Below are 12,748 nucleotides of genomic sequence, written 5' to 3'. Positions count from 1 at the left end.
TTGCGCTATTTTTAATGTTTTTTTCAAATAAAAATGAGATATAACTAACTATCAAAGTTTTTTTCAAGGCGAAAGCGCTCTTTTATGGTAAAATCACTATAGATTAGTATCTTCTGGATACTCTACAATGAAGAAAAAAGGAAACATCATATGTCTATTGGAATTGATAAGATTGGTTTTGCGACCAGTCAATATGTTCTAAACATGGCTGATCTCGCTCTTGCCCGTGGGGCGGAGCCTGAAAAATTCAGCAAGGGGCTGATGCTTGATGCAACCAGTATTACGCCGATTACAGAAGATATCGTGACGCTTGCCTCTGATGCGGCGGCTGATATTTTAAATGACGACGACAAAAATGCTATCGATATGGTCATCGTAGCTACTGAGTCTTCCATTGACCAGTCTAAGGCTGCTGCTGTCTATGTCCACAGTCTTTTAGGTATTCAGCCTTTTGCTCGTTCGTTTGAAATGAAGGAAGCTTGTTACGCTGCAACTGCTGGACTTAACTATGCTAAATTGCACGTGGCAGCCCACCCAGATAGCAAGGTTCTGGTTATCGCTAGTGATATTGCCCGCTATGGTGTGGAATCTTCTGGTGAGTCAACTCAGGGAGCTGGTGCTGTAGCTATGCTAGTCAGTCAGAATCCACGTATTTTGGAACTTGCTGATGATAATGTGGCACAAACTCGTGATGTCATGGACTTCTGGCGTCCAAACTACAGTTCAACCCCTTATGTTCAAGGCATCTATTCAACCAAGCAGTACCTTGACAGTTTGAAGACAACTTGGGCAGCTTATCAAGAACGCCATCAGGCTGACTTTGCTGATTTTGCCGCTTTTTGTCTCCATCTTCCTTATCCTAAGCTAGCTCTTAAGGGACTTAACAAGATTATTCCAAAAGATTTGAATCCAGAGAACAAAGAGCGTCTGACAAACAACTTCGATGCTTCAATTACCTATAGTCGTCAAATTGGAAATATCTATACAGGGTCACTCTATCTTGGACTTCTTTCTTTGCTTGAACAGTCGCAAGACCTTAAAGCCGGAGATAAGATTGGCTTCTTCTCTTACGGTTCTGGAGCTGTCTCTGAAATTTTCTCAGGACGTCTGGTTGAAGGTTACAAAGACCTGCTTCGTTCGGACCGCCTAGATACCTTTGCCAAACGTCAACAATTAAGCGTTGCTGATTATGAAAAACTTTTCTATGAAGAGACTCAGTTGGATGACACTGGTTCTACTCAATTCGCTGATTACCAAACCGGAGCTTTCCGTTTAGCTGAAATCTCTGAACACCAACGTATCTATAAAGGAAATTAATATGACAAAACTCTCTTGGACTGGTTTTTCCAAGAAGACACCGCAAGAACGTAAGGAGCATTTGAAAAAGAATGCTCTTTTGTCTCAGGAAAATCAAGATCTTCTGGATAAGGACCAACAACTTACCCTTGAAACAGCCAATCAAATGGCTGAAAATGTCATTGGTCGATTCACACTTCCCTTTGCCATTTGCCCAGATGTATTGGTAGATGGTGTGACTTATCAGGTTCCCATAGTTACCGAAGAACCTTCAGTTGTGGCTGCTGCTTCCTACGCTAGCAAGCTCATTAAGCGTTCTGGTGGTTTCACGACTACGATTCATGACCGTCAGATGATTGGCCAAGTTGCCCTCTTTGACGTTCCTGATAAGGATGATGCTTCAAGAAAAATTCAAGCAGCCAGTCAGGACCTTATAGAGATTGCCAAAGAGGCTCACCCTTCTATTGTTAAGCGTGGGGGTGGCCCTCGCAAGCTCTGGACTGAGACTAAAGGAGACTTCCTCATTGTCTATCTAGCCGTTGATACCCAAGAAGCCATGGGAGCCAATATGGTCAACACCATGATGGAAGCCCTGGTGCCAGAATTAGAAAACCTATCAGAAGGTCAAAGCCTTATGGCTATTCTCTCAAATCTAGCCACTGAGAGTCTTGTGACAGCGACTTGTCGTCTTAGCACACGCTTCCTCAGTCGTAATAAGGAAGAGGCACATGACTTAGCCAAGAAAATGGAGATGGCTAGCCAACTGGCTCAGGTGGACCCTTACCGAGCAGCTACCCATAACAAGGGAATTTTCAATGGTATCGATGCCCTAGTTATCGCGACCGGAAACGATTGGCGAGCAGTTGAGGCCGGTAGCCATGCCTATGCAAGCAAGGATGGTAGCTACCGTGGTCTGTCCACATGGACTTATGATCAGGAAGCTAAGGAACTTGTTGGAGAATTAACCCTCCCCATGCCAATAGCAACCCGTGGAGGTTCTATCGGACTTAACCCTAGTGCTTCTATCGCCCATGACTTGCTTAATCATCCAGATGCTAAAACACTAGCTAGTATCATCGTCTCTCTTGGTTTAGCACAAAATCTAGCTGCTCTGAAAGCTCTGACTTCAACAGGAATACAGGCAGGACATATGAAACTCCAAGCCAAATCCCTGGCCTTGTTAGCTGGGGCTAGTCCTGAAGAAATGCCTCAAGTTTTGGCTGAACTTCTCAAGGCCAAACATATGAACCAAGAAACTGCACAAGCAATTTTGGAGAAACTCAGAACCCCATAAGAAGTGATTCAAAAGCATAAAAAATCACTCTGCCTTATCACATAAAAAATAAAGATGTTGGAAATATTATCTCAACATCTTTTTCATATCTCACAAGTTCTGACTTGACTTGAATTTCTATAATGTTATAATCTAGTTATGAAAACTAGATAAAGAGGTTTTTATAATTTGACAACACAACAATACCCTCTCTGGGAAGAATTACCAGAGATTGAACTCTATTTGGATCAGGTTTTGCTCTATGTCAATCAGGTCACCCAAAGCACTCTGGGACCAAACGACAAGGGGTTAACCGCATCTATGGTCAATAATTATGTCAAACACGGCCATGTCGCAAAACCCATCAAGAAAAAATATAATGCTGCCCAGGTAGCTAGACTTATTGTTATCACTAGTCTAAAGACTGTCTTTGAGATTTCTGAGATTGCCAAAACCTTAGAAATCCTACGAACAGATGCTGAAAGCCAAAAGAGCTACTACAATGACTTTGTAGCCTGTATGAATGGTCAGTTTCCTCAAGAAGCTCCACAAGTCATACTCTCAGCCTGTCAGACGCTTCAATGCTACCGAGCTACCCATCAACTTTTGAACGACCTTGAAGGAGGAAATAATGTCTAATACTGCTACTTTTAATACTTCTCCCAACCTCAAACTCAGTAAAAAACTTAGCTTTGGTGAGGAAGTGGCAAACAGCGTGACACACGCCGTAGGAGCGGTGGCCATGCTGGTCTTACTGCCAATTACTGCCGTTCATGCCAACAACGGCTATGGTATGACTGCTGCTGTCGGGATGTCTGTTTTCGTTATCAGCCTATTCCTCATGTTTTTGAGCTCAGCCATCTACCATGCTATGGATTACAATTCACCCCACAAGATGGTTTTAAGAATTATTGACCACAGCATGATTTATATCGCCATTGCTGGAAGCTACACCCCTGTTGCCCTCTCATTGGTTGGCGGTTGGCTAGGCTATAGCATCATCATCCTTCAATGGGGAACAACCATTTTTGGTATTCTCTATAAAATTTTTGCTAAAAAAATCAATGAAAAATTCTCCCTCTTCCTCTATCTGATGATGGGATGGTTGGTTATCTTCATTATTCCAGCTATCGTCACCAAGACAGGGCCAGCCTTTTGGGGACTTATGCTTGCCGGAGGATTGTCATACACGGTCGGGGCAGCTTTTTACGCTAAGAAAAAACCATACTTCCACATGATTTGGCACCTCTTCATCATGCTGGCTTCGGCTCTGCAATATCTGGGTATCGTCTACTTCATGCTTCCTTAAGCTAATACTAGACTTCAAGGTGTTATGGTATAATAAGGCATACGGAGGTAAATCATATGAAAAAAGAACTCAGACGAGATCCAAACAACAAAATCATTGCCGGTGTTTGTTCTGGTATCGCTAAATATCTTGACATTGACCCTGTCATTATTCGCCTCATTTGGGCTGCAGCGATTTTCTTATTCGGAACAGGCTTTCTTTTCTACATCATTTGCTGGATTATTATCCCAGAAGAAAGCAAGTGGTAAGTTATAATTGAATATACAAAAAAGGTTTGCCAATTGGTAAACCTTTTTTAGATTGAAGATAAAGTTTTTGGAATTTCTTTAGATAATATCGGACCTTAGATGAACTTGTCCAGTGGATGATTTCAGGAATCTAGGAAGCTCCACTATGTATTTCATATTAGCAAACAATAATCTTATTCTCGTGAAAGCAAGTCTTCATGGTCTCTAATCCACTTTTTTATTTGGTATAAAAGTGGTAAAAAATCTTTTCCTAAATCAGTTAAACCATAATAAACTGGAGAACCTGTACTAGCTTTTCCTTCACGACTAATGATATTAATTGACTCTAATTCACGAAGATTTTGAGCAAGAACTTTTCGAGATATAGTCTTCAACCTTCTTTCAAGTTCTGCAAAATGAAGTGTCTCATTTTCTAACGTTAAAATAATAAATATAGCCCATTTCCCTAACAAAGGTTGAGCAAGCTTGCGTAAATAGATTTCGTTTTCCATGTTACCTCTAGGTACCTTCTTTTTCTCATTATTAAAGTCTGTTACTATTGTACTACATTCGAAAGGAGCAAAGCATGGTATTTTTTGAAACAAGAGAATTCGAATTTGAAACACGACGTGTCATGTGGTACTGCCCAAAAGGTGGAAGTGACTTTGCCGAGGTTGAAAATATCTGTCAACAGATCACAGATGGTAACTACGAGTCTTGGTATCATGGCTGGAAAAATGGTGCTGAAAAACTATTAAAACGTAGTCCAAGATATTCCTCTAAAATTAGTCGAGGACATGCTTTTTTGCGAGCCAGTCGTTATTTCCAAGCCTCTGAATTTTTCCTTTCCCCTTTGGATAAAAGAAAAATAAACGTCTATCAATTATCAGTTAAATATTTTTATGAGGGACTAAATACGTTAGAAATTCCTTATCGTTTGGAAAACATTCCGTATGATGATATCTCTTTACGTTCTCTTTATTTCACTCATAAGACAAAAACATGCAAAGGAACACTCTTTATCTGTGGTGGTTTCGATGCCTTGTTAGAAGAACTTTATTTTACAAATGTTGTTGCAGGAATCGAAGAGGGGTATGATGTCATCATTTTTGAGGGACCCGGTCAATCCTCTGTCCTTAGAGAACATCATCTTCCATTTATTCCTAATTGGGAAAAGGTTTGCCAAGCCGTAATTAATTACTACGAAAATCAAGTTTCTAAACCTTTTATCGGAATCGGTCTATCCTTGGGCGGTTTGCTAATGGCTCGCGCACAAGGAAATAAAAATGACTTATTTGATAGTATTGTTTTATATAATTATTTCCCAAGTGTCCTAGAATCCTTCAAAGATAATATCCCTAGACTATTCCATCGTTTCATTGGTGATACAATGCTAAGTTTTGTTGAAAAGTTAGCTATGTTTTATATTCAAAGAAATAAGTTTTTAAATTGGCAGGTTGAACACGCAAAGTGGAATTTTGGAGAATCCTCACTATCTTCTTTAATTAATCGCTGTAAGGAATTTAAGGAAGTAACAATTACAGGCCCTGTTTTAGTACTTTTAGCTGCCAATGATATGTATTACGATAAACAACTAGGTTTTAAGTATTTTGAATCCATACCCTCGAAAGAGAAAAAGTTAATTATTTTTGATAAAGAAAACTACTCAAGCGACCTTCACTGTCAGAATGGTTCTGCTTTTGATAGTAATGACGAAATCTTTGAATGGTTAAGTGAAATAGAGTTACCTTAATTTATAGACATATGTAAACAAAAAAGTGATACGGACCTAAATTTCTTACCATTTAGGTCTGTATCACTTTCTTTTTTTATTTTCTCAAGCGGAAAATCAAATAGCTGACATTAACAAGGAGTAAAACACTCCAAAGAATGAGAAAGGGAATATTTCCTCGGACAGCATTGTGCCAAATACCTAGGGCGTATAAGGCCATAAAGACTAGTGAGCCTAGAACTGCTGTTCCTTTATTGTTTTGTGGTTGTTTAGACATATGAACCTCCTTTGATTGCTTGGTCTGATCCGGTTTAAAGCCATAAACCAGAGCGAGAAAAAGTCTGGCTTGGCGTTTGACATCATTTGCCAAAGACCTATGAGACTGGGCATAGATGCCTTTTGGATTGTAGAAAGATTTATCAAACTGTTCAGGCGCTTGCTGTCCCCAACGTTTTTTCAATTTGTTGGGTGAACGAAAGCCCCTAGTCATTCGATTACGAAAATCAGGGTCATGTGGTTGGACCGGCTCCACATCCAGTTGCCAGTGGCGTTTGAAATTACCATAGTTAAAACTGGCACCATTAACCACCCCACTCTCGGTCACCTGCTCCGCATCGACCTCATTGAGAAAGTTTCCCTGACTATCTAGAATAAACTCAATCCGATTATAGAGAAGAATTTTCAAATTAACACTTGGAATCCCATCAGGATAAACCGCCTTGCCATCACAGATAGAAATCTTTTGGTGCAAACGTCCCTGATCAAACATGGTGAAAGGTTTCCATCTTAGGTAGACAGCCAAAGCTTCTTTATCTGTCATCCCTGGCTTTTTATAATGCGTCCGCACATACTGGACCTGTTGACTAGAAATCAGGTAACGTAGCTGATGGATTTGTCGCTCTATAGAAACATCCTTAGACAAACTATCACCAGGAAAAGCCAGGTCTACCAATTTAACGACATCCTTCCAGAAGGAATCATGTGGTGCCAAGTCAGGATCAAAATAAGATAAAAGGTGTTGGGTTTCTTCAAGCTCTCCCGATAAATCCTCCGGCATCTCTATATAAGCTAGCAATAGCTTTAACACCTGCAATGGTTGGTAGTCCCTTCGCCAGTCCTTCCATAAGTTTCGAAAGGCTTTTGAACCAATGAGCATCACATTTCTCCTCAATAACATACGTAAATTTAATCAGTCGTCTCTTTGATGAACTCCTCTATCTTCTCGGCCACCTTTTTGGTCTGATAGTGATAAAGATAATGCGGAGAATCATAAAAAGTCACTTCAATATTTTTCTGGTCCTTTGCAAAGCTAGTCGCATAATGCCGCCAGTCCTCCTGGCTAAAACCAGTACCCTCACCATTAGAGACCATCAGTAAGGTTGGAATTTGTGAATCAAGGCTAGAAGTAACCTTTTTCGCATTTTCCTTAACAGACAGGCTCTCATTTAACATAGCCTTTGACAAAATTTGACGATAGGCTATCTGTTGATAGAGGCGGCGGTCACTACTACTGAGATTGTCATTAGGCACATATAAGCGACTCGGTAAATACCTTAATAGGCCTAATTGACTTCCCCAACGAGCCATACGTAAGATCTGAGGGTGCATTTTTAAATGAGCGTAACTTTCTGGTAGTGCCCAATCTAAACCAATGATAGCTTTCACTTCACTAGGGTATTTTTCCTGCCACAGAAGTGTCTCTAAGGAGGCCATGGAATGAGAAAGGATAATGTAAGGACCTGATACATGGGTCTTGGCTAGGGCTTGTCGTGTCTCTGAAAGAACCTCATAAACATCTCGGGACTTAGATGTGTCCTCACTGTAACCATAGCCAACCCTTTCAACAACGACTATCTTATACTGCTTCGAAAGCCCATCATACAAGTCTTTAAAATCTAGAATGGGAGAGGCCGTTCCAGCACCAGATAGAAAAACTAGAATTTGTGCCCCCTCCCCCTTTACAAAAATGCTCATGTCATGGCCATTGACAGACACCATTTGCCCCATAGGTTTGAGAGAAACCTTCTCTCTTTGCAAGGCCAATCTATGGTAAGTAAAGCTAGCCAGTAACAAGACTAGAACTGCTCCCAGCAGAAATAAAAGTCTTTTCCTAAAAACATGCATAGTTTATCCTACTAAAAAGTCAGCTAGCTTAGCTAACCGACTTTCTGATTTATTCGGCATCTGGGCGTGATTTGCGAGCAATATCAGCAAGGATATTTTCTACAAATTCTGACACAGCTTCAGTGTGTGTTTGTTTTTGTCCATAACGACGAACGTTAACAGTTCCGTCTTCCATTTCCTTATCACCAACAATCAATTGGTAAGGGATTTTTTGTGTTTGAGACGCACGAATCTTGTATTGCATTTTCTCGTTACGTTCATCCACTTCAACACGGATACCACGGTCACGAAGTTGTTTAGCAACTTCCCAAGCGTAATCTGTGTGGGCTTCATTTGAAACTGGGATAACAGTCACTTGTTGAGGTGCCAACCAAGTTGGGAAGGCTCCTTTATAGTTTTCAATAAGGATAGCTGTAAAGCGTTCCATTGTTGAGATAACACCACGGTGAATCATAACTGGACGGTGTTCTTCCCCATCAGCTCCGATGTATTTAAGGTCAAAGCGTTCTGGAAGCAAGAAGTCCAATTGGATAGTAGAAAGTGTTTCTTCATTACCAAGGGCAGTCTTCACTTGGATATCAAGTTTTGGACCGTAGAAGGCAGCTTCACCTTCTGCTTCAAAGTAGTCGAGTTCCATATCATCCATGGCTGATTTCAACATGCTTTGAGCATTTTCCCACATTTCGTCATTGTCAAAGTATTTGTGAGTATCTTTAGGGTCACGGTATGACAAACGGAAACGATAGTCAGTCAAGTTGAAATCTTCGTAAACGTCGATAATCAATTGAAGCGTACGTTGGAACTCATCTTTGATTTGTTCAGGTGTTACGAAAGTATGACCGTCATTAAGTGACATTTCACGCACACGTTGAAGTCCTGTAAGGGCACCAGATTTTTCATAACGGTGCATCATACCAATTTCAGCGATACGGATAGGCAATTCGCGGTAAGAGTGCACATGGTGTTTGTAAACTTCGATGTGGTGAGGACAGTTCATTGGACGAAGGACAAAGGCTTCACCATCTCCCATATCCATTGTTGGGAACATATCTTCACGGTAGTGATCCCAGTGACCTGAAGTTTTGTATAGCTCAACTGAGGCAATTGGTGGAGTGTATACGTGTTGGTAGCCTGCTGCTACTTCCTTGTCCACGATGTAGCGTTCCAAGACACGACGGATTGTCGCACCGTTTGGCAACCAGAATGGAAGACCTTGACCAACCTCTTGAGAAATCATGAACAAATCAAGTTCTTTACCAAGTTTACGGTGGTCACGTTCTTTAGCTTCTTCAAGACGTTTAAGGTAAGCCTTGAGATCTTTTTTATCGAACCAAGCTGTACCATAGATACGTTGCATCATAGCATTATCGCTATTTCCACGCCAGTAAGCACCTGCAACATTCAAAAGGTGGAAGACTTGGATACGACCAGTTGATGGCACGTGTGGGCCACGGCAAAGGTCAACATACTCACCTTGACGGTAGATAGTCAAACCACCTTCATCTTCTGAATGTTCTTCAATCAATTCCAATTTATATGGATCGTTTTTGAAGATTTCACGCGCTTCGTCTTTTGTCACTTCTTCACGGATTGATGGGAAGTTTTCCTTAACGATTTTCTTCATTTCTTCTTCGATACGAGAGAGGTCTTCGTTAGAAATTTGACCAGCTTCATTGTCAGTATCGTAGTAGAAACCATCTTCGATAGCTGGACCAACACCCAAATGAATATCTGGGAAAAGGCGACGAGCTGCTTGGGCAAACAAGTGAGCTGCTGAGTGACGCAAGATTGGAAGAGCATCTTCGTGATCAGGTGTCACGATTTCGATACTTCCATCTTCAGTGATAGCACGAGTTGTGTCAATCAATTTGCCGTTAAATTTACCAGCAAGAGCTTTCTTAGCCAAAGAGTTGCTGATAGATTGTGCAATTTCAAAAGTTGTAACGCCAGATTCGAATTCACGAACAGCGCCATCTGGGAAAGTAATGTTAATCATCGTATTCTCCTTTATTATTGTTAGCATGAATATTATCGAGGTGCTCTTGAAATCAGGAACAGAAACGTTTTACTATCTTAAATATAAAAAAGCGACATCCTCAAAAGGACGTCGCAACGTGGTTCCACCTTAGTTCATGTACGACAAAAAACGAGTCTGTCCTACACCTCTGATTGGCTCTAACGTAGCCACCGTTTTATGTTTGCATAAAAAGTTAATCGAGTAGTCCCAATCATGTCCTCTGCGTGATTTCCAGCACCACACGCTCTCTGAAAGATTTCCCATGACTGATATGTCTCTATGCGTTATTATAGCATGAAACTGTAATTTTTCAAGCTAATTATCTCTTTTATTAATCAATTCTAAGATTTTATCTGACTAGAAAAATCTGGTAGCTTTCCTAATCCAATAGTTTCGTGATATTTCTGATTTTCTTGACCTGTTTGGCTGATCCTTTGAGGATACGAACAGAGCCATTAACAGGCAAGGTAATAGCCTTAGTTGGCAAATAAGTTACCATACGCGTCAAGCGTTTCATGGTACTATCTTCACCATTCAAATCATTGTGGAAATCCTTAGAAATCGTAAGGTCCAGGTAATACTCATAGACACGTTTTCCGAAGTTTTCCGCAGAAATTTCATAAAGCTTATCGGCCCACTTAGTCTCGTCTTTTTCTGGCGTTGCAATGGCTGCTTCCAAAATGGCCCCGGCTAAATCATTATCATGATAATAAAGCGTTCCAAACATCTGGTCTGTAATCACATTATCCAAATAAGGATTTCCATGAGCAATAATCGGAGTACCGCTAGCCAAGGCTTCCAGATAGGTCAATCCTTGAGTCTCACTGGTTGATGCCGAAATAAAGAAATCAGCAGCCTTATAATAAAGTGCTGTCTCACTAGGCGCAATCATACCTGCAAAAACCACCTTGTCCTGAATACCAAGTTTTTTGGCCTGAGACTTAAGATCTGGTAGGTAAGGACCGTCACCAGCCACAACCAAACGCACCTTGTCGTCTTCCTCCAAAACAGAAGGGAGAGCAGCCAGCACAGCCTGGATGTTTTTCTCATAGGACACACGAGAGAGGCTCAACAACATGGTCTCATCAGAGGCGATACCAAGCTTAGTTCTCAAGTCCGCCACATCATCTTCAGTAATCTCTGGACGTTGGAATTTTTCAAGTTCAATCCCAGTTGGAATGACACGTTTTTCAGCTGCAACCTTGTACTTGAGCAAAAGATCATAAACAATCTCACTCGGACAGATGACTCCATCCAAATCGCTCATAAAGCCACGAACAATGTACTTAACCATACTTGGACGGATAACCATACCTTTGGCAATATAGCGGACATAGTCTTCATACTGAGTATGGTAGGTATGCACAACAGGAATCCTAAGTTCGCGTGCAATGGCAATCCCTAGCAGACCTAATGAAAACTCTGTCTGCGTATGAATAATATCAAGCTTATATTGTTTGGCAATCTCTAGTGCCTTGGAAAAGCCACGATAAGCTACACGGCGATCCTTAAAAGCAAAGAAAGGCACACTAGGAATACGGACAATCTGCCAGTCTTCATAGCGGTCAACATCTCTATCAGTCGTGGTAAAGATAAAGACTGTATGTCCCATTTTTTCCAACTGCGTCTTCAGCGTGCGAATACTGGTCGCAACACCTGATACCTGTGGAAAATAGGTATCTGTAAACAATCCGATACGCATTTAAATCTCCAATACTTCTTTGTAGGCTTCAACAAGCTTTTGGGCGACATCATCAATCGAGCGACTTTCTGCAACCTTATAGCCTTCTTCACGTTTGTCCACTTTACCATCGATAATATCTTGCAAGGCTACTACAAATTCGTCCACGTTGTGCCCAAATGAGGCCGATTTGTCATCAACCCAGCCTTCATAAACAGGAATATCACGTAAAACCACATGCTGGTGACTGGCAAAGGCTTCTAGCACCACAATTCCTTCAGTTTCCTCGTAAGATGGAAAAAAGAAAGCATTAGCACCACTCATAGCTCCCTGGAAGACGGCTCCCTTGAAATAACCTGGGAAGCTGACATTATCAGGATGCTTACCATTGACAATGTCTCGAATCTTCTTAGGAATTAGCCATTTGCTGATACTACCTAGCCAAATGAAACGAACATGAGGCATCTTTTCAGCAACCTTGACGAAATCTTCAATTCCCTTGCGTTGGAAATAAAGACCCGCACAAATAACCACTGGCTGTCCTTCCTTGATACCAAAGTAGTCTCGGAAAACTTCTTCCTTACGTGGATCCTTACCGTATTTTTTCAAATCAATCCCATTTGAAACAGCAATGATTGGTGTGGTAACTCCGTAAGACTGAATCAATTTTTGGGAATACTCAGATGGTGTAATCACGTAATCGGCCTTTTGATACATGTGGGCCAAATATTTCCCAAAAAGGGGGGCAAAAAGGTTAGAACCGATGAATGAATTCTCAAAGTCCTCACGTGTCGAATGACCATGCATGATGACCTTCTTGCCACGGCGTTTTGCAGCATGCAACAACATCAAGCTGCGTGGCCCATAAGTATTAATATGAACGACATCATAATCACCCAAGATGTCCGTTGTATAGGGAATCCCCGCCAAGTCCAAGGCATGCATCTGATGGTGGAGAGCCCGTCCGATTCCTGATTTTTCAAGAACCGATTTTCCTTCAAGATAAAGTAGAACTTTCATACTCTTCATTATAGCTTAATTTAGTAGAAATTTCATCTTGCAGTTGGCTTTATCTTGATTTCTCATTTA

Annotated in this window: 12 protein-coding genes; 6 read left to right on the top strand and 6 right to left on the bottom strand. The window is 41.1% G+C overall.

The window, feature by feature from the left end; translation table 11 throughout:
• Positions 1-150: 150 nt before the first annotated feature.
• From HMPREF2697_RS03310 to HMPREF2697_RS03290, 5 genes are all read left to right on the top strand, one after another.
• Positions 151-1,317 (top strand): hydroxymethylglutaryl-CoA synthase, encoded by a 1,167-nt coding sequence (locus HMPREF2697_RS03310; protein WP_070849629.1) that lies wholly within the window; start codon positions 151-153, stop codon positions 1,315-1,317.
• A gap of 1 nt (position 1,318) precedes the next feature.
• Positions 1,319-2,590 (top strand): hydroxymethylglutaryl-CoA reductase, degradative, encoded by a 1,272-nt coding sequence (locus tag HMPREF2697_RS03305; RefSeq protein WP_070849627.1) that lies wholly within the window; start codon positions 1,319-1,321, stop codon positions 2,588-2,590.
• A 168-nt stretch (positions 2,591-2,758) separates the two neighbouring features.
• A complete protein-coding gene (locus HMPREF2697_RS03300) occupies positions 2,759-3,208 on the top strand; it encodes a DUF1836 domain-containing protein (protein WP_002885964.1) in 450 nt (149 codons plus the stop codon).
• Positions 3,201-3,878: a PAQR family membrane homeostasis protein TrhA gene (locus HMPREF2697_RS03295; RefSeq protein ID WP_002886236.1), complete on the top strand. Its 678-nt coding sequence runs from the start codon at positions 3,201-3,203 to the stop codon at positions 3,876-3,878. The genes HMPREF2697_RS03300 and HMPREF2697_RS03295 overlap by 8 nt, the downstream gene beginning before the upstream one ends.
• A 56-nt stretch (positions 3,879-3,934) precedes the next feature.
• Positions 3,935-4,126, top strand: coding sequence for a PspC domain-containing protein (locus HMPREF2697_RS03290; protein WP_002886147.1), 192 nt, complete (start codon positions 3,935-3,937; stop codon positions 4,124-4,126).
• Positions 4,127-4,299: 173 nt separating this feature from the next.
• Here the strand turns inward: HMPREF2697_RS03290 and HMPREF2697_RS03285 are convergent, their stop codons facing one another.
• Positions 4,300-4,617 carry a winged helix-turn-helix transcriptional regulator gene (locus tag HMPREF2697_RS03285; protein ID WP_070849625.1) on the bottom strand — a complete coding sequence of 106 codons (318 nt, stop codon included), beginning with the start codon at positions 4,615-4,617 and terminating at the stop codon, positions 4,300-4,302.
• A 74-nt stretch (positions 4,618-4,691) separates the two neighbouring features.
• Between HMPREF2697_RS03285 and HMPREF2697_RS03280 the strand changes: the two genes are divergently transcribed.
• Positions 4,692-5,858 (top strand): dipeptidyl aminopeptidase, encoded by a 1,167-nt coding sequence (locus HMPREF2697_RS03280; RefSeq protein ID WP_070849623.1) that lies wholly within the window; start codon positions 4,692-4,694, stop codon positions 5,856-5,858.
• Between the two features lie 76 nt (positions 5,859-5,934).
• On the opposite strand, the gene HMPREF2697_RS03275 is transcribed toward HMPREF2697_RS03280, so the two are convergent.
• The 5 genes from HMPREF2697_RS03275 to HMPREF2697_RS03255 form a co-directional block, all read right to left on the bottom strand.
• A complete protein-coding gene (locus tag HMPREF2697_RS03275; protein WP_004182961.1) occupies positions 5,935-6,993 on the bottom strand; it encodes a DUF3114 domain-containing protein in 1,059 nt (352 codons plus the stop codon).
• 29 nt (positions 6,994-7,022) lie between these two features.
• Positions 7,023-7,961: an alpha/beta fold hydrolase gene (locus tag HMPREF2697_RS03270; RefSeq protein ID WP_070849621.1), complete on the bottom strand. Its 939-nt coding sequence runs from the start codon at positions 7,959-7,961 to the stop codon at positions 7,023-7,025.
• Positions 7,962-8,010: 49 nt separating this feature from the next.
• Positions 8,011-9,957 carry a threonine--tRNA ligase gene (gene thrS, locus HMPREF2697_RS03265; RefSeq protein ID WP_004182963.1) on the bottom strand — a complete coding sequence of 649 codons (1,947 nt, stop codon included), beginning with the start codon at positions 9,955-9,957 and terminating at the stop codon, positions 8,011-8,013.
• Positions 9,958-10,357: 400 nt separating this feature from the next.
• Entirely contained in the window at positions 10,358-11,680 is a 1,323-nt protein-coding gene (locus HMPREF2697_RS03260; RefSeq protein WP_070849618.1) for a glycosyltransferase family 4 protein, read from the bottom strand.
• Positions 11,681-12,679, bottom strand: coding sequence for an LTA glycolipid anchor biosynthesis glycosyltransferase, IagA/BgsA family (locus tag HMPREF2697_RS03255; RefSeq protein WP_070849616.1), 999 nt, complete (start codon positions 12,677-12,679; stop codon positions 11,681-11,683).
• Positions 12,680-12,748 lie beyond the last annotated feature (69 nt).

The organism is Streptococcus sp. HMSC064D12 (genome assembly GCF_001837205.1).
Classification (GTDB): domain Bacteria; phylum Bacillota; class Bacilli; order Lactobacillales; family Streptococcaceae; genus Streptococcus; species Streptococcus salivarius_D.
Note: the sequence above shows the minus strand (reverse complement) of the source record. Positions and strands in the feature narration are given on the sequence as shown.